This window comes from Photorhabdus hindustanensis (genome assembly GCF_002968995.1).
Lineage (GTDB): Bacteria > Pseudomonadota > Gammaproteobacteria > Enterobacterales > Enterobacteriaceae > Photorhabdus > Photorhabdus akhurstii.
Window position 1 is genome coordinate 33,906 of sequence record NZ_PUWT01000050.1, and the last position, 24,496, is coordinate 58,401.

The following is a 24,496-nucleotide window of genomic DNA, read 5'->3' on the forward strand; positions in this document are numbered from 1 at the left end:
CTCTTTTTTATTGGGTAAATTAATCTATTATTTCACCATTCTAGATCTAATTTAAGAGTTCTCAATAAATGTCTTTCACCATTATTCATTAATTAATAACCGTGATTATTTAGGTTTTTCTTCCACCATATAGGGAGGTACATATAATAGCTGATTACTAATGATTACCTCAGTATTCCACTCAGTTCCAGATTTACCAATTACAGCATCTCGTTGCTCTGGGGTAGCAATTCGCATATGTCCTGTGCCGGTTAATCCTGAGGGTAGGCGTCCTAGGGTTAACATTTCTAAAATATGGTATGATTCATCCCCTAAAGGCGCGTCATTCTTTTGCCAACGTTTATAGGTACTGGCAAAATTCCTAAAATGTTCCTGCGGTAGCCAGTGAATAATCATCGCAAGATGGGCTGGGAATTCAGCTAAAATCTCACTCTTAATCCACGATTCCAATTTGTAAGGTTCGACGTCGTTATTTTCAATGAATTGGTAATTAATTACTACGCTCACCACGAATGAGAAACGATCGGTTTTGGCATATTCGTCACTGGAGAAATACCAACGATAACGCCATGCCTCTTCCTTTGGAGGAAAAATATTATGTGGATTTTGTGGGTCTGGGATTTGTTTAAGTAATATTGTCCCTTGAATACGATCAAACTCAATTACGTGTGCTTTGAGTTCATAATCGGATGTCTGTATAGGGCCATCATCGGGTGTAATCACATATTTCAACGTGATTTCATCATTTATTTTGATCATTGCAGGGAAGGAACTTTGGGGGCTGAAAGTGATCCAGCGTTCATCTTCTGCATTATGTTGAGGTGTTTTATCGGCATAAACTAATTGATAATCCATATCTTCCATCCATACTGGGCTATTTTGCCAACGCAGCTTACCGTCATTAAATGCCTGTTTTACTCTTTTTAGATTGTACTCCAGAGCTGTACTATTACGGGTGTTAAGGGAAAATGTTTCTCCTGCTACATCCACATCCGTGATGACTTGGCCCCGCAATGTGAATTCTCTGTCACCTTCAATAATAATCAGGTTGATCAGCTGACCTTGTAATAATTGACCCTCTGTACCTTGCTTTGTAATCATTAGCAGATGACTTTTAGTATCGGGAGCATCTTTAATTTCTACTTTACTAGGCGTCTGTTCACTGTTGAATGCTGGATCGGGTTTTTCTGGTAATAGCTGACGATGTTCAATCAGATAAAAAGGAAGATTAGCTAGATCGGGTGTTTCTCTGAAGCATTCTCCACCTAAGCCTAGCCGGGCAGCAATCCGTTTTTGCAGTGCTGACACTTTATCAATACGAATATTATTACGGTGATAGGTCAACTCAGGTTGTTGAGCCAAATAGCCTTGTTGAGTTGATAGAAAATCCTTTAAGCCCAGTAGTGAATCTGGTGTAAGTGGTCTGGCTGCTCGATGGGTACCAAAATAGCCCAACAGATAATCAAGAATCGCTAGCTCTTTTATGTAGTTTTGTTGATGAATACCATCATTATTATAGATTTGGGAATCATTATTTAATTTTTCCATCAAAGTAGATTTTATGTCTTGATAGACTTGATCACTGACGGTATTAGGTTTAAAAGGCCATTGAGCACCATATACACTATTTCCCCGTTGTTTAAAGGCTAATAATTTTGGCAAGAGATTGAGTTCGTCGCAGCTATTAGCCAGCATCTGCTCAAAAGGCAGGATAAATTGATGCAATTTTAGTTGCTGTGATGGTATATTAGGGCAGGTCTGCAATCCATAGCAGGCGGGTAATTTATTGCTCACCGGGTAGTAATTCAGGACTTTACGATGTTTGCCCCAGTTTAATAGTTCTGGCTGGGTATTGATCAGCGGCTCTGTAATGATTTTATTCTCTATATCTTGTTTGGAAACAGTAACTTTAACCCCACCTTTGGCGGTAATTTTGAGCGGGCTGTTTGGTGAGGTAATTATTGTTAAGGGGTCATTACCCCATAATCTGGGATAGTACCCTTGGGAAATAGTCCAGGACCACTCGTCTGACGGCAATGGAGAAATATTTCCATCGTGCTCACCTAATGATAGATCGGTAATGCGTTGTATCCCTTTGATATCGAGTAATCGGTTAACTAAATGGCTGAGATTTAATTCTGTAGAGTCGGTGTAATCTTTGGTTTGAGGTAATTGGGGTATCCAGCCGTGATGTAAATAAGGTCCTGAAAATATCTCTTCATTATTGTAACCCTGTTCCATCATAGAGTGGGTGGTATAGCGTAATGGCGTTGCAATAACCATTTGTTCTGCTGTCATATAAACTTGGGCAAAGATATCCGCAATATCTTTGACGTCATCATCAAGTTCAATCGCAATTTGCAAAGATAAATCAGTTGGGTTTAGCCAGATAATTTTACTGACTGATTCTCCCAAATTACGGTTATTTTTCAGGAAGTTCTTTAATCTTGTTTGAGCTTGAGTTTTATCCGTTTCAGTTTCCCGACTGGGCAGTAAATAAAGCCAATAATTTCCTTTTAATGTTAATTGGCTATCTGAGCCGGAATTTTTAAAGCTATACTCACGTTTCTCTTTGTTATACCAGTATTGATAGCGTTGACTTTCAGGTTCACGAATAAGCTGTACATTGTTAAAGAAAAAATAACCTTCACTGTTGTCATTAATGTTATCGCTGCTATGTAAATCCAGTAAGGCCCGGCGATAATCCTCCACGGTAATGGGGCCGCAGGTCAGCATTTGTTGCGGGCCAAATTCTTGTGGAAAAATACCGTCGCCCGCTGTCTGTTCAGGGGTAAGGAGATCGGTGAGTGGCAGCGAAAGGCGATAGGCCAGATCGGACGCACCATAACAACAGGCTTCCAGTAACGTCATGCCGGGATCACTTTCACCCGTGTCGCTCCAGAGTTGACCAGATTGTTGTTCAATAACTGCCTTGGCTTGGGTAAGTAAGGTATCAAAGGCAATATCGTCTTTAACGGTGGGAAACAGGGCATCTTGATTACTCATTTATTAGCTCCTTGGCTTGAAAACGTGTCATTAGACCAGACTAAAATCAGCACTTCATTATCATCAGCTTCTACACTGCCACTCACTGCTTCTGTGGTTTGGAGCAATTTTTTCAAGGTTAAGTTGGTGACTCGTTCAACTAAAGGTGATTGCTGAATGGTGGCTAATAACTGGTAGTAATCAATACGATTACCGGTTGTCACGCTGATAGTAGGATCTTCTGCCCACGGCATATATTTCCGAATCAGAGCTTGTTTTAACTGATAGTGGCCGTAGTCAGGGTTGATGCCTGAGACAAACACAAGTTCGTAACTGATCAGGACATTAATGTAGGTTGGATTATCGATCTTAATGTTTGTCCAGGGGCTGCTGAGTTGCTTTAACCATTCGACCATCTCTGCCAGTCGGGCAGGGTTCAATGTTGGGCGCAATGCATCATCATTATCTTTGTAACGGCTGTCCGGGATGACAATTAATTGTTGCGTTTCTGGGGCCGGAATTTGGGTTAATTTATTGCCGGAGGGATATTTGATATCAAATAAGCTGACAAAGTGTTCTTTCAATAAGATGACAATATTCCCCCAGTTTAATGCCCGGTTACGATGGGACAGCCGGGTGGGAATCCGGGCGAGGAAAGCGGATTCGGTCTCTTTCGGGCGACCATTCCAGGAGGCCCAAGGTTGAGTGGCGCCGCTAATGGCAGGGGATGTATTGACTAGCTGTTTAATACTGTCGGCGGCTAATCCGTTGGTAAAGTGATCCGACTCAATAGTTTCTGGGTTGATTAAGGTGGCGGTTGTCGCGTTATACAGTATGCCTTGCATTTTGGGGTAATTCTTAAGAGCGGTCTGCTGAGTTATCTCCGCTTTCAGCCAATATCGTCCTATCGGCATCAAGGCTGCCTGATTTGATGCGTCCTGTGGCAACAGCGTACTCCATATCCCCCGGTCAAACAGGTTGTGAGTTTGATCGTGAACCAGTTGGTTTAATGGTTGCCAGGTGTTTTGTTGATTCAGATAAGACCAGAATAGCGTAAGTTCTTGAACACCGACTAACTGCCAGTATAGGGATAAGGTTTGTCCCGGTGACACATTGGTGAAGCCTAAATAGAGTGCGTCATTGGTGAATGAAGGCGTCTCGGTGTTCGCGTTGCCCCAGCCAAAAGGGGTGAGTGGATAAACGGTGTATTGCTCCGTTTTCACTATCGCGTTGAATGTAACCTGTAATGCACTAATTTGCGGGGTGTAGGGTAAATTTTTATCGTTAGGATCTCGCCAGTATTGCGTGTGCAGAAAATCCTGTTCGGCCAATTCTATGCGTACTGATGCCGGCCAATCATTGGCGGAGGGGCTGTCTGCAACAGGGTAGTCCATTGCCGGTAAGGTAAAACTTAGGCTTTGTCCTTGTGGTGCGTCGGTTCCGCCAAATAATGACTGGAGGCCATCAATGGTCTGTCTTTCCTGAGACGTGATTAAATAGCCCTGTACTTTAAACGCGCTATTATCGGCAGGTTTAGGATCATATTTTTCATACCAATTTGGAAAATTCTCTGTAGGCAAGCCAACCCATTGAGGGGTCAGAGTAAGCGTCGCGTTTTCAGAACCATACCATTCAGGGGCAACCAGATTAAAGCCAGAACCCAACGAGGGCAATTGACCAAAGGGAAAGCTGGTTTTATCGGTTTGTTCAATTCCGCCATCAGAGGCATAGCGCACACTACGGTTGCCGTTAATGCTGATTTCAATACCGCTAATTTTGGGTAACGTAGGCTGCTGAGTGGTGCCTAATTTCAATACCGGTACGTCGAATGTCATTCCGTCAAGGTTATCTGGTGGGCTGATAGGATCATCAGTGGATGATAATCCCAGTTCAATGTTCTTTGTGTCGATAAGATTTACCGACAACGATAACCAATGATCTTTGGCGCTGATTTTAGCGGTGAGGTGTTCCGCTTGACCTTCCCAATCGTTTTCCAGCGTTAATGTGATATGACGTTCTCCTGTGGTCATGGCAAACAAAGAAGAGGTAATCAGATAACCGGAAAGAACCGGCACGTCATTGGCTGTTGGGCTAAAGAGTTGGATACCGTTCTCGGGTAATTTAATGTTATTTGAGAGATCCAGAGGTATCGCCGATTGCCAACCATCGTTATTTTTTCGATACCAACGCAAGTCGGTTAATGCTCCCTGATTCACCAGTAAATCCGTGTCTGACGCATATTGTAATGAATTACCGGCGCTGTCTTGTCCGGCGTCAAAAAGGGTTCTTTGCGCTACCAGAGATTCAGGGTTATCTGCATTCAGGCTAATGCCGATGGCAACGCGATCCGCTTGGGCGCTTCTGGGTTTCAGGCCCAATAATTGCCGATAATAAAGATCACGATGTCGGGCCGGGAAGGTATTAAATAATACCTTGGGTGTTTCTAACAGTTTTAAAAAAGCCAATACAAAAGCTTGATGTGCCGGTAAAAGACCATTCGCTTGATTAACATTCTGGTAAAGATCCGCTAATTGCTGAGGGTTATTTTCCTGTGTAAAGTAGAAACTGTCCCAGGACTTTTTTCTCTCTTGATCGAAAGGAATAATTGCGGCGTATTCTTTGAGCCAGTTTAAAATATCCAGCGCACTTCTTTCATCAAGTTTAAATGCATTATCTGGCACGATAGCAGAGAGCTTATTATCTAACTCGGCTTGTCCCATATTTATACCACCTGTTATTGAATTATATCCCTGAGATGTTTTCAGGAGATGGTTGTTATTTAGAAATAAAGTTGAAGGCGTTATTTATCCGGCCGTGACGATATATTGACTGGCGATAAAACGGCCTTTTCCCATACTGGGTGTTGTTACATCCGGGCCACTCAATGGGTTATTTGCCGGTTGTGTCGGGGTGAAACGGGCGGTAAATTGCTGCCCGACGATAATCACCGATGCAGGGCTGCGGCAAAAATTTGCTTGTTGGCTGGCATCTAACTGGGCAATGGTGACTATACCCATACCGGGTATTGGATAACCGGGAGCAATATACTGCGCCTGAAGCTGTACCTTTTTTTCATCTCCCACAATGGCAATTTTTTTATTTTGGATTTGTGCATGCCCGCTGCCCCGAATAGTTGCCGGCCCCAAGATTGTCACCTGCCGGTTGCCGAATAACGGTTCGAATAGCAGGTTGTCGCCATCCACTATCAGTTGTTTGCTCATTGGCTCACCTGTATCCGGCCTTCACTCACTTCAAGGACGCCTTCAAGCTGTTGGTTGATATCGCTGCCTCTTAGTGCATAAGTAACCTGAACATGTAAGGTATTTAGCAAGTCCGTTCTCTGATTGACCTGAATCACCGTGATTTCCGCCCGCGGTTCATAGCGCAGTACACGCTCTTCAATCCGGGTTTGAATTTCCGCCATCAATTCATCATTGATATTGGCAAACAGATAATCATTTAGGCCGCAACCATAATCTTCACGCATAATCCGTTCGCCGGGCTCGGTGAGAAAAAGAATTTTCATGCTTTGGCGAACATTTTCCGCTCCTGCCGCCATTTTGACACCGGTGGGTATTTCTGACTGTATATTCTCTTGGATAAAAAACTGTGGCGGAAAGGCCCAACCTTGACCATAAATATCGGCTAATATTTTGTCTGTCATCTCATTGCCTTATTATTGTGTTAAGTTAATTTTCGCACCTTTAATATCGACGCCGGATTTTCCAGTGGCTGACAAGGATTTCTCAGCCTGTATATTAATTTCCTGACCTTTGGTGATAATATTCTTTGCCGAATTTAGCGTAATATCTTTATCCTGTTGCAGTGATAATGAATGTTCTCCGCTATGAAGGGCGATAATTTTATCTTGATCATTGAATTCTAATGCTTGTTGATGATCCCCTTGCTTAATAATCAAAGTTTTTCTTGAGTTTTTTTCACTGGGTTCTACCGGTGATTTATTTTTCGGGTTATGCATGGAGCCTAATATCACCGGAAAACGGGGATCACATTCAAAGAAACCGATAATCACCTCATCCCCCGGTTCCGGGTAGAAGCAGAATCCGCTTTCATGACTGGCGTAAGGTTTTCCCAGCCGGGCAAAAAGTATGCCGTGAGTTAAATTAAAGGCGGGTATTTTGACGGGAATACGGCCCAATGATTGGTCGTCTTGCTGGTATTTTTCCACGATACCGACGTGTAACTCTTTCACCTGCGGTATAACGTGTTCTGTTTCCGGCAATAAACCCAGCGTTAACCGGGTACGCCAGCCTTGCCGCTGGGTGATTATCTGGCTCACGCCGGTGATAATCGCCTGACCATCCATCCCTTGACCAAATCCTTTCAGTGCAAGGCGATCCCCCGGTTGATAACGGTCACTGCCTTCAACTTCAACGCTGCCGGAGACATTATCACTTCGCCGGTTATCCATAATGCCTTGCGCAAGCTGTTTGGCTTGTTCGTTATCCAGTGGGTAGCTGAAAATCCATTGCCAGTCTTGCTCGGTCAGCGCGGCTACGTTGTCCGTGGCAAGTTGACCACTGCCAAGCCCGCTGCTTTTTGATTGGGCTGCCTGAAATAGTTTTTGCTGGGTAATGTCCCAGGATTGTATGCTGACGGTTTTAGGGCTGCGTTGGTTATCCCATTGCAGATCTGCTTCAAACAGTACAATGTCCTGATCGTTGGCACGCTGGTGGAGAGTATGGATAGCTGACTGGTTCAGTGACTTAGGTGTCACCAGCGTAGCTGAATCGTTGCCGGGAAGCAGCCAGGTATTAGTGGCAACGAATCGGTTTTTTAAGAAGGTCCAGTCATTGCAACGGAATTGCACCATTTGTTCATGAACGGTTTTAAGCTGAGGCGCTTGCTTTATCGTCACCGGTATATTTGCCTGACTAAATAGTTTTCTGATAATGGCCTCATCACTCTGTTGGCTGAATAGCTGCGAATGGAAACCGTTAGTGAGTTTTTGCAGTGGATGCTTCGCCGTTAGGGTAATCAGGCTGTCTTGGCCCTTAAGCTTAAGTGCCTGTCGAACAATGATCCCCTTGAACAACACGGTTTTTTGCAGTTGTACGATCAGTGCTTGATTGGGCTGACAGCTTGTAAGTTCAGCTTGCGCTTGGGCGGCAAAAATCGCGTTGGCGTCACCGGTTACGCTAAGAGTGATATTGGCTGAGGGGATACCGTTGATTTGATGATTGACGGTTAGACTCATCACAGAAAACTGGCTAAGTGTTTTTCCCGCTATCTTAATGTCTATCGCCGGTATTTTCATTCGTCCCCCTGTGCTTGCAGCGTTTGCCCTGGGGTGAAATCATCAAGATTATCCAGACCGTTTTGCCAGGCCAGAGAGAGGTAATCAATACCGCCCGCCAGAGAGGCCCCGGCGCCGAGGGCGATCAACGGCAGCGAGAGCATATCGGTGACGCTGACTGCGGTGGCTGGCGGCGATTTTAATTGCTGTTCGGTGGCCTGAATAACAAAGCTCTCATCCGCAACTAAAGATAACGTGGCTGTGGCGCGCAGTGGAGTGGCATCCCGATCAAACAGGGTGTAATTAATGGCGAGGCCGCTGGAGCGGCAGGCAAAATAGCCTTTGTTTTCCCAGCGCATTTTGCCCCATTTGATCTTGAGGAAGTGGGGTACGTTGGTGCTGGCATCCACCGCACACAGAGTTTTCAGGGTTGCTAGTTGGGTTTCTACCGGGGTGCTGTTGCCGGGCATTGTGGCATCAAACAACAACGTTAATGACAGGCCGGTGGGTTGCGATAACATATAACGACTGCTTTGGCTGGCGCGGTTAATGCTTTCATCCTGTTGATAGTGGGTTTGATAATCCAGTTGGATAGCATCAGGGTTATACATTGCTTGCAAACTGCCCACTGAGATTTTACCTTCCCGGTCTTTAAAGGCGGTGAGCGTGAGTCTGGTCAAACTGCGTTCAATTAAGCTCATAATTGATTGCCTCCCGCTTCACGCAATGCGTCTAGTACTTCACGTTTTATCCTCTCAATTAAGCGAGCGTTATCCAGCGCTTCCTGAGCTAATGTCTGTGGGAATCGGGAGGATTGATCGCTTGCGGGATCGGTGACTTTGGCCTGAATAATCAGTTCCTTAATTTCAACGGTCATACTTTCACTCCTAACCAGCGCATATCCTGATAACGTAATTCCAGTGAGTTAACCAGAATGGCATTGCTATTGGCGTCAAAATCCCCAGTGGACCAGCGCACCGGCAGTGCATTACTGACAGTCCAACTTGCCACGGGCAATGAATTTTCGTTCAGTAGCATAATTACGACATCGGCATAGACCGCTTTTTCGCCCCGCAGGACGCGATCAAACACCAGCGTGAGCGGGGTGACTATCATTACGCCACGCTCCAGAACCAAACTGCCATGCTGGATTTTCTCTGCCAGCCAGGTATTTCTGGCGTTTTCCCCGCCTTGACTATGTTGGGTGGCTTGCAGCTCGCGGCTCAGGCCCGATATGCGTTGAAAGGCGATATCCAGTGGGCTGGGAATGTTGTTAAAAAGAAAACTGGCGATAAAACGGTGTGACACTGCCGGGGTGTAGAGGTTATTCATATTTTGCCTCTGTTTAACTTTTGTTTCTGTTTAACTTAACGAGTGGTGCCGGTACGGGTATCAAATGTCAGGCTCAGTTCAATAAATTCGGCTGGAATTAACACTGCTAATTTGATCTTGACGATCATTTTCCCAGCTTGTAGATCTGCTTCACTCATTGACTCGTCAATACCTAGCAATACCTCAAATGCTTGATCTTCCTGGGTGCCCCGTAATCCGCCTTTTAACCATAACTGACGTAGCCAGTTATGGGCCTGGCCTTTGAATTTCATCCAAGTGATGGCGTTATTGGGTTCAAAGACAAAGGCGCGGCCCAGTTGGGTCATGTGGGCTTCGATATAGGAAACCAGACGGCGGGTCTGAATATAACGCCAGGGGGAATCGTGGGTATTTTCCAACGTTCGGCATCCCCAGATCCTAATGCCTTTGCCGGGAAAGCTGCGCACCAGATTCAGCGAGGCGCCATCCGGGTTAAAGAGTGCATCGGCTTCAATATAAGAATGTACCGGGCTAATCACTTTGGCTAAGGCAATGTTGGCCGGAGCGGTCCATACGCCTTGTTGGTTATCGTTACGCTGGATGACGGCCGCCACTGCGGCGGTCGGTGAAAGCACGATAAAGTTTTGTTCTTTATCTTGATAGGCACTGTTTAGATTCGGCCAATAGACGGCACTCCACTGTCGATCACTTGAGGAGAATTGCGTTAAACATTGAGCGGCCAGTTTAGGATCATGCGGCGCATCCAGTAATCCCATAATGCCGCGCCGATTCTTGCAAAGATCGAGTACGGATTGCCAGAACGATAACCAAAGGTCTATTTTGACATCGGGAGAATTTTCCTGATTAAAGCTAACAATATCAGGCACAACGATCAGCGTGATTTCGTTCTCTGCGGCAATGGCTTGTTGAAGCCAATCTTGCTTTAGTGTGTTTATCAATGTTTGAAAATCTGTTGGCGGTTGAGCCGAACTTAGAGACAGTACGTAGGCTTGTTGACCACCGTTCTCAAAGAAGTGGCGCACGGAATAGTACATTAATCCTGTTTTTTTAAACGACAGGGTAAAATCGGCCAGGCTATTTAGTTTGATGGTGGTTTGATCACTGATATGGCTATTTTCAGCAGATTGGGTATAACCAATAAAGACTGGTACGCCGATAAATTCATTATCCGGTTTTTGGGATATCAGATTTTCTGTGACGGTGACACTTGGCTGTGTTATCTCCATTATCGTCTCCTTAGCGACTGAATAGACGCGGCGCTGAACCGCGTCTCAGTACGATTACTGTGCTACATGTTGTGAAAACTGAAGGATAATAAATTCAGCCGGACGTACCGCGGCCATGCCCACTTTGACAATCATTTTCCCTTGTTTGATATCGTCGTCAGACATGGTGATCCCTTTACCAATCTGGACAAAATAGGCTTCCTGCGGTTTATTTCCCGCTAATGCTCCTTGTTGCCATAAGGAATAGAGATAGTTGTCAATAGCAGATTTCACCCGTTCCCAGGTAGGCTGGCTATTGGGTTCAAAAACGGCGGTGCGCATGGCTTGCTTGATATCCCGCTCTGCGCTGTTAAAGAGACGTCGAACCGGAATATAGCGCCAATTGTCATCATCTTGCAGAGTACGAGCGCCCCAAATCAGCGTACCTTTGCCGGTAAATTCACGGATGGCATTAATGCCCGCTTTATTCATATCACTTTGATCATCATCTGAGATTGCTACAGATGGTTTAGCATTACTCAATGCCACGTTAGCTGGCGCTTTCCAGACACCGCGGCTGGCATCGGTTGCCGCATAGGCACCCGCGACTGCGGCACTTGGGGGTAAGGTAATGGGGGTTGTCGGTACACTAGCCGTTTTCCATGCATCGTCGACGGCTTGTTTAGCTTTAGTATATTCCGCTAGATCAGCCGTTTTTAGGTCGGCCAAGGTAACAACATTGTCATAACCGCTTATCTTAATATCAATATCGGCTGGTTGGTTATAAGTAAAAGAAGTCGCTAAATCAGGGTAATAAACGGCGGTTTTATCCGCTTGAGTAGCAGGTTTATCTGTTCCATCTGTACTATCAGCGATGAGGAAGTAATCCACTTTATCTTGCAACAGGGAATTCACTGCATTGTAGACATCTTGTTTTGTGTAATGTGCTAACGTTTCATTCTTTTCAGGGCAAACCAGTAAGGTAATCTCCTGTTGTTGTTCGATCAGATCCGGCAACGTGGCTAGTTCTGCTGTTGCTGTGGATTGATCGGTCGCTATCAGCGGCAATACATAGCATATGCCACCACCATTATTGAAATAGTGCTGTACTGCAAAAGCACCGTAAGAAGTTGCCGTGACGGTTGCAGTATAGGTATAGGAATCTTTAGCGTCCCCTTCGTTATCTGCGATATTTGCTGCTTTTTCTGCCTGTATTGACACAGCAGGTGAGGGTGAAAACTGAGAGATAAAATCTAACCAACTGGTGATTTTAATACAGCTTGTCTCACTAGGCAGAGTTCCGTCTTGTTTGAAAAACTTACCAATAAAAACCGGGATCGCGGTCGGGTTGGTGTTTATTGACAGTGATAACGAAGCGTCTTCTTCGATATAAACGCCCGGAGTGTTATAGGTTGCAGAAGCCATGAGGTTTTCCTTGTATTAAGACTGGGCAACGTTTTGGGTAAATTGCAGAATAATAAATTCAGCCGGACGCACTGCTGCCATACCGATTTTGACGATCATTCTGCCCTGTTTAATATCGTCATCGGTCATGGTGACGCCTTTACCGATTTGAACAAAATAAGCCTGATCGGCTTTGTTACCCATCAATCCGCCTTGCTGCCAGAGGGAATGGAGGTAGTTATCAATGGCCCGACGCACCGCTTCCCAGGTCGGTTGGCTGTTAGGCTCAAAGACTGCGAAACTCATGGCGTTTTTAATGTCCCGTTCTGCGCTATTAAACAGGCGACGAACCGGGATATAACGCCAGTTATCGCTATCCTCAAGGGTGCGTGCTCCCCAAACGGTGGTTCCAGTATTAGGAAATTCACGGATTATATTGATAGCTTTGCCGGTGTTATAAGTGCCTTGCAAATCATCGGTGACTTTAAACTTCGGTTTCATCCCACCTTGTAACACGACATTCGCCGGTGCTTTCCAAACACCACGGGAACGGTCAACCGAACAATAGACACCGGCAATGGCTGCGCTTGGCGGGATGTCGATATCGGTAGCCCAATCAGCTGTTAGCCAAGGATAATAAACAGCGGCAAAAGGGTTTGAATCATAATTACTGTTGGATGAACCTTGGGGGTCTAGTTTTTCGGTTGGACCATCAAAAATGGCGAATAATCCTTTGCCTGATTGGCAAAGGGTTCCGACGGCAGTTTTGATATCTTCTCCGGCAGCAACCAGTAATGTCACATCGTCCAGTTTTGGCACCTGACCTTCTAAATTTGTGGTTTTGACAAGATAACCATATCCACCGCCGTTAACAAAATAGGCGCGTAGTGCGATATCGAGCTTATCGGTGGGATCAAATGGTTTATTTTTTAGTGTCAAATATTCCAGCCAGCTACTAATACGAATATAGGAATCATTGGATATTAATGAATTGTCATCTGCGACGGCGAAAACAGGCACTCCGGTTGCACCGGAACGGACAGAAAGGGACGGTGAGGCGTCCTCTTCAATATAAACGCCGGGATAAGTTGGGGTTATTGGCATATTGCCTCCAAATTATTAAACACTGGAATAGATCGTTATTGTGGATGTATTAAGGTGTTTGAATGGTGACTCGATCTGCGACCAGTGTTATCTCCTGAACGGCAATATCATTGCTGGCGGCATCAAAAGAGGGGGAGGTGAATGACGTTGGGAAAGCATTTGCCACATTCCAGGTCATTAGAATTTCGGTGCCGACTTCATTGGTTAGGCTAATTGCAATATCTTTTTTCTCGACTTGATTAAGTTGAATAGCATTAATCCAGTCAAAAAGTTTCGTGTCGCCAGGGAAGACGCCTTTACGCAGAGTAATATTAATCGATTGACGTTGACCCGGCATTTTATAGTAATTGCCGGTGCCATCTTTATATTCGATGACATCATGAGAAATATCTAGCCCGGAAACGTTGTTAAAAGGGATTTGCTCGTCACCAACCGAGACAACAAACCGATAAGCAGGGATGGGATAGTCAACAGCAATTTGTTCTGGAGTTAGAGCCATGATTTTTTTCCTTTATTATTTACATTTGAAATATAAGAAAAACGTCTATTACTTTGTTTCTCTTTTTACCTAACGATTGGGTATAGCTACCGCAACAACCTGATTTATAGAGGTTATTGTTTGTATGAAATAGTTTATTTTACGATTGTCTAAATTGTTTTTCGTAAAACGAAGTAATTATAGGTAATGAATTTTTATATGGGTTATCAATTAATAATAATGGTGGTTGTTAATTGATATAGCAGATTCTAATAATTTTATTCATCGACAATTTTTTATTGCTTTCTATAGTGGAAAGATAAATAACGAAATGTAACTTTAATGTTAAATGATATTTCAAATCTATAGAGTTATTTGTTGGTGAGTATTTATATTTTATTTTTCAGGTTATTTTTCTGTTTATGATTTTACCGATAAATTAATAGCAAAGTACAAAGATAATCATACCAATGATTATCAGAAAAATAAATTAAAATGATTATTTTGTAGGTATATATTGTCTTGGTTATTTAATAACGTTTTTAGTATATGAGAATGACCATGTTGTATTCTGACTATTGCAATAATGAAATAGAATCGGAAATTTATTGACATAATGGCACTTTCTTTTCAAGAAAGTTGCCATTATAGATTATTTATATAATCAATTCCTGCCTTATATTAATGATTATTGCAACTTATTAATATCGAGATAGCTATCTCGGATATCAGGTTAGGCGCTATAAAACGGCGGAGAGTGTCATTCGGACAGGCTATAACAACCGTTTTTTGAGTGAATTGATAACCTTAATACTATTACCGTTCTTGCCAGGGGAAACGATAGCGTCCTCCGACAATACTTTGACGCTCACCTTGCCGTTATCATTAGCTAACAGCGCGTAGCTATAGCCGGCTCTAATAGCGGATTTTCCGGGTTTGATTTCATCATAGTTAAAAACGCTGACATTTTCTGCGGTATTATCAATCACAACTGCCTGTTTTCCCATATAGGTAATAACACTCTGATCATATTCTGCAAAAATATTCACTAAATCGTTATTTTGTTTATTAACTGCAATTGGTCTGCTATCCGATAAAAGGGCTTTGTGACTCTGAGCGGTAGTGACAACACCATCCTGGCCGGTTCTCCATTCATCATCGCCCGGTTTTTGGCCGGTATGATAAGCAAAGAAATAATTATCCTTCACGGCATACACCATAGTACAACCGCTTAACGCCCCTGACGTGACAATGACCGGATACCCGGGCCGAATATCTCGCAAGGCAATTTTTATTCCCACAGTTCCCGATGCGCCATTAACCACATTAATACCGGTAATATTGTGGTCTAATTTATTTTTTCCCCAATGCTTTCCTATAGCTCCTGAACCCGATTCTGAAGAGGTTACTTGATCACCACGAAATCCCGTAACAACATCATGAAAAGGGATCTCCTGACCAGAGTCACTATTTCTCAAAGAGCTGGCCTGCTCAAGCTGATTATTGCTATCATAACGATGCGCTATCACCGGTATATCGATTGGCGCATTATCACTACCCACCAGTAATCCCTTTCTCTTGAGCGGAGAAATATGCCCTTTATTAAGCTTATTATCCGCGGTGAAGTATTTTAACATTGATAATTCCTCTATAATAATTAAATTTTTTACCTTTAAGATTTATCTGATAATGATTATTCAGATAATCTGATACTACGAATATAAATATTTAAATAATGCATCTATTTTCGATTGACAAACAAACTTTCATAGGTATTTCTTTAGTGAAATAGTTTTAGTTTACAGCATAATGTTATCCGTTTTTACTTTGTTGTTTAATTGTATGTATTTAATCATAAAGTTGAATAATGGGTATTTAATTGAGATCTATTTTCAGATTTGTCTTGTTTTTATTATCAACGTTTTGGTGCAATAATTATCTGATTAATCAGAAAAATAATAAAATGTATGGATTTGAAAAATTAATTATCATTGGAAATAAAGAGGGCTATATTATTAAATATAGCCCCCGGGTTTTACATATAAATTATGGTATATTATTTAACGTCTATAATACTAAATTTTACTTTGATGTAATAACTGTTTTCACTTTCACGCTTTAGATATAAATTATTAACATTTAGAATACTTGTTTCAAGTTTCCCATTTTCTACTTTTCCGGCTTTAAAATCTTGGGAATTGCTATTGATAATATTTGCCAGATAGATTCCCATCATGTTTAGATTTATAACCTTTATTGCCAATGAACGGAAACCTTCTGAATCATTAATTTCTAAAATGACATTTCCATCTGATTTCTCTCCGTTTTTAAAATGTAGGTGTTTTCCTACTGTTATTTCACTGAAATCAAGCAAGTTATTACTATATATATTGAAATTGGGTAGAGCATGATTATCCAGTACTGTTTGTATTTGCATTAATTCAGGGCTATCTTCTTCTCTGCCGGGTAAAAAAATATCATAATTTTCTTGTTTTAAAGAGTGAGCAAAAGTAATGACTTTATCATCTAGTGTTACCATGCCAATCACATATTCGCTATAACTGATGGTGTTATTGCTATTAGTAAATAACATCGATGTTAAAAGATATTTTATATCTCGCGGTTCACTAAGATATTCATTGACGTTAATAGCATAAGTATCTCGTTTAGTTCTGCTTGAACTCACAGCCTTAGATTGTGGCAGGGTTGTTAATTCTTTATTTTCCCAATACTTTTCATGTTCGTTTCGATAGCCACGAGTGACCGCATAAGAACGAGTTGTACTTCTGGGTTTGCCGTTATCCCAAATTTCTCTACACGCTAATACATGAATATTTTCATAATTTTTCTCTTTAATGAATTCAATAAGATCTTTAATACTGACTTTTTTATCAATAGGAACATTTGGGCTAATGCTTATTAAGTCAACTGCTGGTGTGCCATCATTTACCCTTATTACTGTTTTTCTGTTTTCGATTAATGCCAGAACATACTCTTTTTCTTTATCTTTTTCATACCATGAAAATTGATATTCTGCGACTTTTGGCACTGAACTATTTTTTAATTTTGAGGCGCTAATACCTGCTGCATCTTCTGCCCTTAAATTTGTATGTTTTTCTATAATGTTACCAATATCCTTTAATTGTTCAAATTTCTTTTCGGTGAATAGCGATTTTAATAAATCATAATCTTTATATCTGTTAGGGAATGTGGTCCAGAATTTCTCATAATTTCCGCCAACTGCTGAGTGAGGATTTAATTTATTAAACTCATTAACAAATCGTTCAATAAGAGGATCATCTAACCGGTATTCATCTGGCGCCCAAAATATAAGGTTTTTACTCTTTGGAAATATAATTGGTCTGGCTGAATTTTCACGGCCGCCATGAGCGGAAAAGATGGCGGTTTTACTGGTGGCAGGAGTGCCATTTTTATTCCAGGCGGTATAGACATTGAATTTAGGATTAGATTCATCAACCCCTACCGCATAGCTTGAATCACTGTTATCCAATATTTTAAATTTACCAACTTCTCCTTTATCTCTTGGTAGATAAAATGCATCCTGACGAGTATCCCCGGTCGGCGATCTAACAAATGTTTTAGGTCTATTAGCATTCTCGGTCAAAAATTTTTCTGATGAGTTTGTTAATGCTTGGAATTTTCTATGCTTATTAATATAAGCCAGAGCATAAGCTGATCTGGCGACTCTGCCATTTCCGTCACCAAATGGATGAATTTCAATTAAAGTTGAATAGATGAGGAAAGGATCAACGCCGTTAACGCTTTTGGTTCTGGTCAAATAATAAGGAAGAATCGTTTTAGATGATTCCATATGTGGAAATATTTGATCACCGAAACCACGATAATATCTTAAATTAGCACCCGGTTTTAAGCGATAGAGTTCATCGTGCAGTTGTGTCAATATATTAAAATCACTGATATCTTTGTTAATATATTTGGACAGTACTCTTGTAACATGGTGTGCATCATTAGCGTTTGATGTGCTTTTACTGACAATCCAATTGGCTGCTTTATTTAAATGACTGCTTCCTGAAATATCTTCAACATTAATTATTTTTCTTAGCTGATCTGAAAAGGTTAATTCCTCATCGAGGAAAATTGATATATCATTAATTCGTCTTCTGTCATTTCTTAAAGTATAACTTCTTGCTGCTACTTCATCTTCAAGCTTCCTGAATGATATTTTATTGACTAGATTTCCTTCATAATCTAATGTGAGTGAATCCTTTATCATCTTATTAAGTTTTTCCCAGCCGACAATTTCAGCCAACTCTTTGGCCTCTTGCGTTTTCATCAGATGTGATTGTAAAACTTCTGTCTTTTTCTCAGTATTAAATCTTGACCAATATTTTCGATCAAAAAACCATTTATACCTATTGCGGATATTTTCTAATTTCCACGGATTAGTGCTTGAGCCAGGAATTTTCTTGACACTCTCTCTGGCTAATTGAGAATTTCCTCTATAATTAATGTTTATTTTTTTGATATTGAATTTATTAGTAATGTATCCACCGCTATTCTCAATTAACTTTGCGCCTTTAGCAATTTTTCTACTGATTGCCCGATTACTAAAAATTGCATGGAAAGCGGATGAAACAGCAAAATTAACCCAAGCCTCTTGTTGTAATGCGTGACTCTCCTCATTAGTGTTCACAATCGCTGATTGAATAAGTGGTATGATGGTATTGGCCGTAATAGTGGCTAAATAACCTTTGATCGGGCTGATAGGGAGAGTCATTGAGATAGCCTCGAAAATTTGTCTGATTATATTAAGGTAATAATCAGCTATAATTTCACTTTCCGTATAGCTTATCTCATCCATATGTTCTATATATTTATCAAGAAATTCATCTACTGTTGTTCCTGTGGAGCCAAAAAGTTTATTAATTCCTTCATTGATATAATATTTCACATCTTCATTGTTTCTAAATTTATTGATATATCTTTCATAATCACCGGCCACATCGTGCAATTTAGTTAAAACATTTTCAACATCGCTATTTAATCGATACTCTATATCTTTACCACTATATTCAACTTTATTAAACTCTTTGTGATTAATGTTTCTAATTAAATCATAAACTGTGAAATATTTAGTTATCGGTTTTGGGTGATTTTTACATACATCAAATTTTCTATTAATCTTAGGCTTGCATTTATCAAGCATTCTCTTTGAAACAATAACAGTAACTCGTTGATCTAAAAAAACACGATTACCAGAAATCTCTTTAACTCTAGATTCAATATACTGATAAGGTGATAATATTTTTGAAACCGTATCTTCCGCTTTTGCTAATCTTTGAAGTTTTGTAATAACGTTCTGATTAAATTCACCTATTTTATTACCTAAATCATTATTAAGCAGATCTTGCTGCATTTCAAATGTGATCCCTTCAGGGAAAATAATTTTTTGTTTAATATCATCTGATATATTACCTTTCAGTAATCCCAGAATCGAAACTCTAGCAATACTATCTTCAATAGCAAGGCAAGTTTCTATATCAATCTTAGAAGCTAGGTTATGTTCTTGACGCCATCCCTCAAAGTAATCAATCAGAACTATGTTATTAAGCTCCTTATTCTCAAAATTAGATTTATGATAACGATTCAATTCTTCGGAATATTTAGTCTTTAAATATTGTAATGAAGTGTAGCCGTAAAAATCATAATTATAAAAAATATGATTGGACATGACAGTAATAGCGTCGGCATCAGGTTTAAATTGTCGATTTTTATTAAGATAGATCATATCCTCATATCTATTTTCTAACTCAAATATTGAATAAGTTTGTTGATGAATATCCGTATGATGAAAGGCCCTGAAATACCTTGCATAAGGCTCTTGTTCTACCCTTAATCCATAATAATTAAAATTTTTAGCGTGGTATATTTCATAAGCTTTGGTAAAGTCTTGTTCATGGAAAATAGCGACAGGAATATCAGAATGATAACCGCTATAGGATTGTTCACTTATTTGATAATTAAATTTCATTTTATTAGTCTCTCTATTGTTTTATTGATGGTGTTTTATTGCATGATGAGTGTTTTCATTGTGTTTTCATTGTGTTTTCATTGTGTTTTCATTGTATTTTTTGTTTTTAACATTTCCATCTGTTAATTTTATAATGGAAAATATATTACGGGTAAATAATATATGGATTAATTGTCATTGATATTTTTCCTGTTATATCCGGAAACTTTCATATTTTTGGAGGTAAAGGTATCGGCTTCAATTTCACCTAAATCGGAAAATAATTTATCTGTCAGAGCTTGATTAATTTGTGAATTATTTAGGCTTGGTTTCTGATCCACAGAAGCGGAAATTTGTCTAATCTGGGTAATATTATATTTAATATCTTGCAATTTCATGGGTACGGTAGTGGAATACATTAGAGAGGGGCGAGGGTGATTACTGAGAGCTTGCCAGAAATTACCTAAGCTATTTAAGTTCTCCTGTCGGGGAATAATTCGGGTATAGGCGCCGGGAATGTCGGTTAATTGGCGGTTATTAATTAATACATTCAGAATACGAGTCATCACTTGCGCTGCTTGATTATTGGGTTGGCTATCCGGGCTTGAACTATCGCTTGATGGTTTACTGGTGTCCCAATAAATAATTAAATAGTTACAATTGATATTGACCCAACCCGGTAATAATGTGCTGGTCATTGGATTATAACGTCTTGGTTCGCTTGGTGGCGGTTTTATCACTGACATGGCTATTTTCAGTCGGTTGAGTATAGCCGATAAAAACCGGTATACCGATAAATGCCTCATCTTGTTGCTGGGATATCAGGTTCTCCGTGATGGTGACGCCCGGCTGTGTTGTTTCCATTCTCGATTCCTCAATAGAACAGGCGCGGCGAACCGCGCCTCAGTACGGTTACTGTGTTACATTTTGCGAAAATTGCAGGATGATAAATTCAGCCGGACGAACCGCCGCCATGCCAACCTTAACCACCATTTTGCCTTGTTTAATATCGTCATCGGACATGGTGACACTTTGACCAATCTGGACAAAATAGGCTTCCTGTGGGCTGTTACCGGCCAGTGCCCCTTGTTGCCAGAGTTGATGGAGATAGTTGTCAATAGCTGACCGAACCCGTTCCCAAGTGGGCTGACTGTTGGGTTCAAAAACGGCAATTCGCATGGCTTGCTTGATATCCCGTTCTGCCGCGTTAAAGAGACGCCGAACCGGAATGTAGCGCCAGTTGTCATCATCTTGCAAAGTACGTGCGCCCCAGACGACAAATCCTTTGTTGCTGAAATAACGGATAGCATTGATGCCTTTTTGATTCATAGTGCTTTGTTCATTGTCGCTGAGTCGATCCGCGACATCGCTAATTCCTTTGAGAACAACATTCGCCGGTGCTTTCCAGACGCCCCGACGAGCATCGGTAGCACAGTACACGCCTGCCATGATTGCACTGGCAGGAATAAATTTTTTGTTATCTGCAATTTTTCGTTTTATTGCCTCGATAACTTGCTTATAGAGTTCTGGGTTTTGCTTTTTGAGTTCCGCCAGATGGGTAATTTTTGCATCCTGATAACCTGAAATCGCGATGCTATTCTCCTCTACCTGAATAAGTTGTGAGACTTTAACAGCGGGATAATAAGTCGCGGTTTGTGATTGCTGGCTCACATTGAGTGCGGTTTCTTTATCTTGATTATCAGTGATAAGGAAATAGCCCTCATTTAATAATGAAGATGTCAGACTGTTATATATTTTGCTCTGGTAATTAGAATCTTGTTCAGGGCAGACGATTAAGGTAATTTCTAAAGCCTGCTTAATTAACTCAGGAATTAATGCCAGCGTGTGAGAATCTTCTGAATCAGGAATTGGCAGGATATAACAAGGTCCGCCACCATTTTGGAAATAAAGTTTTAAAGCATCACTGCTTGTTGTGTAGGTGACGGTAGTTACATCGTAAGAATCACTGTTGTTTTTATCGTCTGTATCAAGCGTAATATTTTGGGCGGCAAAATTTTTTACATTATCTTTGGTTTTTGTATTGCCTTCGTTTTTCTCAGGATGGGAAGGGGCAGGCGGTAGAGTAGGTTCCGTTAATTTGACTGCTACCGACGTAATACAACCCACATGAAACTGATTAGTAAAATCCAACCAGTTACTCACACGTGTTATTTGTGGCGTTGCGCTGATTTTTTTCGGCGAGAAACGGCCAATAAAAACCGGGATTGCCGTGTTCCCCTGGCTAACGGAGAGAGCCAGTGATGCATCTTCTTCAATATAGACGCCGGGATAAGTTGGTGTTGTTGGCATGTTGCCTCCAATGATTATGCAATATTCTGAGTAGCTAGCTTGATAAATAAGTATTAAGCCGCTTGAATAGTGACTCGATCTGCGGTCAGGCTAATTTCCTGCACCGCGACTTCGTTGCTGGCGGCATCAAAAGAGGGGGCGGTTAATGAGGTTGGGAAAGCATTTACCACGCTCCAGGTCATCAAAATTTCAGTACCGGCTTCGTTGGTTAAACTAATTGAAATATCTTTTTTCTCGACCTGATTAAGTTGAATAGAATTAATCCAATCAAAAAGTTTAGTATCACCGGAGAAGACGCCTTTACGCAGGGTAATATTGATCGCCTGACGTTGACCGGGCATTTTGTAATAATTGCCTGTATCGTCTTTATATTCGATGACGTCATGAGAAATATCTAGCCCGGAAACATTATTAAAGGCGACTTTTTCATCACCGATGGAAACAACAAAACGGTAAGTAGAAATAGGATATTCAACAGCAATTTGTTCAGGAGTTGTAGGCATAATTTTTCCTTGATTAGTTCTTTACGTTTAAAAGATAAACAGAGCGTTGTTACCTTGTTTTGATTTTGATTAGCACTGAGCTATGGCTATAGCTACCGCAGCAACCTGCCTTGTGGCGGTTATTATTTATGCTGAAAAAATTTACTTCGAGATTATTTAGTTCGAATTTAATAAAGCGGCATGATTATAAGTAATGAATCTTTAGAGGGAATATTAATTAATAGTGCGTGATAATTATTAATTGGTATGGCAAAGGGTACCCATTTTGGATATTGGTGCGGTTTTATTTGGCTTTAGGGGTAGGGAAATTATAAAGGGATGATTATTTTCTATTTTATCGATCAATTGAGGATAAAAAGAATTAGTAAATGAAGATCGTGTTGAGCCTATGATTTGCTTTTTTCGAAGGATAAATGAAACACAAGGAGAGCAACCATAAGCCCTTCATTAATTCAAGGATTTATACCCGTTATCTTTCAAGTTGCCTCTTTGTCGGCTGTATTCACTCACCCCGGTCGCAGAGTTATCTATGCTCCCGGGGATTCGCGATCTTGCTGCCGCGATGTGTCTTGAAATCCATAGGGTATAAATAAGAACAAAAATGCCGATTTTGAATATCGGCATTTTACTGTAAAAGAGAAGATTAATTTAATGCTTTAACGCTTCAATTTTATCCCGGCTCAGTCCGGTACTGGTGACAATAATGTCCAGACTGACACCATGCCGTAATAAAGCACGAGCCGTTTCCAGTTTACCTTCCTCTCTACCTTTCTCTCGGCCTAGTTCAATACCTTTCTCTCGGCCTAGTTCAATACCTTCCTCTCGACCTAGTTCAATACCTCGCTCAAGCCCTTTTTGTTCAAGCTGTTCTGCAATAGTCATCAACATCGTTTCATGCTCCGGAGATTGTTCAATCAGTTGATGGACAAATTGGGAGAGATCCGGCGTATGTCCATTCAGTAAAATATAGTGTAACACCACATTGTGCTGCTCGGTTGTATTATACCCTGCATTCAGGAGTTCCACCAATTTGGGGACCCATTCCAGCATGTCCCGGCAGCGGATGTGTTTTTGCACCAGCTCCATCAGGGCAACCCCTTTATGCGTCAGGATCTCTTCATCGCTGAGTACACTGACGTCCACCAACGGAAACGCCTGACCGTATAAGCGGGCAGCTTGTTTTGGGAGCGTAAAACAATCCAGCCACCGGTTTGAGTAAGGATACGGCCGAACCTCTCCATGATAAAACAGCAGCGGCGCTACCAAAGGGAGTTCAGTATGGCCTTTTTTCAGGTGGGCCGCCATTGCTAACATGGCATAATGCATCAGCCGCCAGGCCATCAACGGGTCAGGAGTGGACTGATGCTCAATCAGGCAATAGATATAGCCCTGTCCCCTGGCTGTTTCAACCGAGTAGAGCACATCACTGTGCAGTTGACGTAAATGCCGGTCCACAAAACTTCCGGACTCCAGTTTCAATGTGGCTAAATCACACAACAGCTGGATCTCTTCGGGCAGATAAAGGGATAGAAATTCTCTGGCCGTTTCGGGCTGCGTTAAAAAATGCTTGAATAACGCGTCATGGTGAGGTCGTTTTTCTTTCTTTGCCACAATCTGTTTCTCTGTCTTATCAGGTAGTCATTACCACTCATTGCCAAGGTATAGTATTTCTACCAAGTCACAAAAAACATTGTCTCAGATTTCCTCAGGCAAATCTTTACCGAATGAATTAATAGAAGAGCCTAAAGAATAAAATATCAGAAAAGGACAAACGAGAAAAAACATTATATTTACAACAACTACTTTATGAAAGCCATTCATTTCAATCAGTTTTTAATTTGCATTCGCATAATAATAATCCCTCTTCGTCAAAATATCGATTATTTATATTTTCGTTAATCTTGGATGTTCAGATCACAAAAATTT

General features: G+C 41.2%; 17 protein-coding genes and 2 pseudogenes. All 19 read right to left on the minus strand.

Going from position 1 to position 24,496, the window contains the following annotated elements; genetic code table 11:
• Nucleotides 1-105: 105 nt before the first annotated feature.
• The 19 genes and pseudogenes from C6H66_RS17400 to C6H66_RS17485 all read right to left on the minus strand — a co-directional run bounded on the left by C6H66_RS17400 (nucleotide 106) and on the right by C6H66_RS17485 (nucleotide 24,181).
• Nucleotides 106-3,006: a hypothetical protein gene (locus C6H66_RS17400; protein ID WP_105396239.1), complete on the minus strand. Its 2,901-nt coding sequence runs from the start codon at nucleotides 3,004-3,006 to the stop codon at nucleotides 106-108.
• Nucleotides 3,003-5,705: a baseplate J/gp47 family protein gene (locus C6H66_RS17405; protein ID WP_105396240.1), complete on the minus strand. Its 2,703-nt coding sequence runs from the start codon at nucleotides 5,703-5,705 to the stop codon at nucleotides 3,003-3,005. The genes C6H66_RS17400 and C6H66_RS17405 overlap by 4 nt, the downstream gene beginning before the upstream one ends.
• 84 nt (nucleotides 5,706-5,789) lie before the next feature.
• Nucleotides 5,790-6,206 carry a hypothetical protein gene (locus C6H66_RS17410; RefSeq protein WP_046397053.1) on the minus strand — a complete coding sequence of 139 codons (417 nt, stop codon included), beginning with the start codon at nucleotides 6,204-6,206 and terminating at the stop codon, nucleotides 5,790-5,792.
• On the minus strand, nucleotides 6,203-6,649 hold the full coding sequence (locus C6H66_RS17415) for a GPW/gp25 family protein (RefSeq protein WP_105396241.1): 447 nt from the start codon (nucleotides 6,647-6,649) through the stop codon (nucleotides 6,203-6,205). Before C6H66_RS17415 ends, C6H66_RS17410 begins: the two co-directional genes overlap by 4 nt.
• A gap of 12 nt (nucleotides 6,650-6,661) precedes the next feature.
• Nucleotides 6,662-8,263, minus strand: a complete 1,602-nt coding sequence (locus C6H66_RS17420; RefSeq protein WP_105396242.1) for a phage baseplate assembly protein V — start codon at nucleotides 8,261-8,263, stop codon at nucleotides 6,662-6,664.
• Nucleotides 8,260-8,943 (minus strand): CIS tube protein, encoded by a 684-nt coding sequence (locus C6H66_RS17425; protein WP_105396243.1) that lies wholly within the window; start codon nucleotides 8,941-8,943, stop codon nucleotides 8,260-8,262. Before C6H66_RS17425 ends, C6H66_RS17420 begins: the two co-directional genes overlap by 4 nt.
• Nucleotides 8,940-9,119 (minus strand): DUF5908 family protein, encoded by a 180-nt coding sequence (locus tag C6H66_RS17430; protein WP_046397049.1) that lies wholly within the window; start codon nucleotides 9,117-9,119, stop codon nucleotides 8,940-8,942. Before C6H66_RS17430 ends, C6H66_RS17425 begins: the two co-directional genes overlap by 4 nt.
• Nucleotides 9,116-9,574 carry a phage tail protein gene (locus tag C6H66_RS17435; protein WP_105396244.1) on the minus strand — a complete coding sequence of 153 codons (459 nt, stop codon included), beginning with the start codon at nucleotides 9,572-9,574 and terminating at the stop codon, nucleotides 9,116-9,118. Before C6H66_RS17435 ends, C6H66_RS17430 begins: the two co-directional genes overlap by 4 nt.
• 35 nt (nucleotides 9,575-9,609) lie before the next feature.
• On the minus strand, nucleotides 9,610-10,800 hold the full coding sequence (locus tag C6H66_RS17440; RefSeq protein WP_105396245.1) for a phage tail sheath family protein: 1,191 nt from the start codon (nucleotides 10,798-10,800) through the stop codon (nucleotides 9,610-9,612).
• Nucleotides 10,801-10,854: 54 nt separating this feature from the next.
• A complete protein-coding gene (locus C6H66_RS17445) occupies nucleotides 10,855-12,204 on the minus strand; it encodes a phage tail sheath C-terminal domain-containing protein (protein WP_105396246.1) in 1,350 nt (449 codons plus the stop codon).
• A gap of 15 nt (nucleotides 12,205-12,219) precedes the next feature.
• Entirely contained in the window at nucleotides 12,220-13,287 is a 1,068-nt protein-coding gene (locus C6H66_RS17450; RefSeq protein WP_046397449.1) for a phage tail sheath family protein, read from the minus strand.
• Nucleotides 13,288-13,336: 49 nt separating this feature from the next.
• The gene (locus C6H66_RS17455; protein WP_046397450.1) at nucleotides 13,337-13,786 is read right to left on the minus strand and encodes a phage tail protein; all 450 of its coding nucleotides are present in this window, start codon (nucleotides 13,784-13,786) and stop codon (nucleotides 13,337-13,339) included.
• Nucleotides 13,787-14,538: 752 nt separating this feature from the next.
• Nucleotides 14,539-15,402: a cytotoxic necrotizing factor Rho-activating domain-containing protein gene (locus C6H66_RS17460; RefSeq protein WP_065390808.1), complete on the minus strand. Its 864-nt coding sequence runs from the start codon at nucleotides 15,400-15,402 to the stop codon at nucleotides 14,539-14,541.
• A 419-nt stretch (nucleotides 15,403-15,821) separates the two neighbouring features.
• Nucleotides 15,822-19,778, minus strand: coding sequence for a putative adhesin (locus C6H66_RS17465; RefSeq protein WP_105396247.1), 3,957 nt, complete (start codon nucleotides 19,776-19,778; stop codon nucleotides 15,822-15,824).
• A 236-nt stretch (nucleotides 19,779-20,014) separates the two neighbouring features.
• A pseudogene (locus tag C6H66_RS17470) lies at nucleotides 20,015-20,479 on the minus strand (Pvc16 family protein); the annotation flags it as partial.
• A pseudogene (locus C6H66_RS26050) lies at nucleotides 20,478-20,621 on the minus strand (phage tail sheath family protein); the annotation flags it as partial. The pseudogenes C6H66_RS26050 and C6H66_RS17470, both read right to left, overlap by 2 nt.
• 48 nt (nucleotides 20,622-20,669) lie before the next feature.
• Nucleotides 20,670-22,067: a phage tail sheath family protein gene (locus C6H66_RS17475; protein WP_046396366.1), complete on the minus strand. Its 1,398-nt coding sequence runs from the start codon at nucleotides 22,065-22,067 to the stop codon at nucleotides 20,670-20,672.
• 53 nt (nucleotides 22,068-22,120) lie between these two features.
• A complete protein-coding gene (locus C6H66_RS17480; RefSeq protein WP_046396367.1) occupies nucleotides 22,121-22,570 on the minus strand; it encodes a phage tail protein in 450 nt (149 codons plus the stop codon).
• 648 nt (nucleotides 22,571-23,218) lie between these two features.
• Nucleotides 23,219-24,181, minus strand: a complete 963-nt coding sequence (locus C6H66_RS17485) for an Rpn family recombination-promoting nuclease/putative transposase (protein ID WP_105396248.1) — start codon at nucleotides 24,179-24,181, stop codon at nucleotides 23,219-23,221.
• Nucleotides 24,182-24,496: the final 315 nt, after the last annotated feature.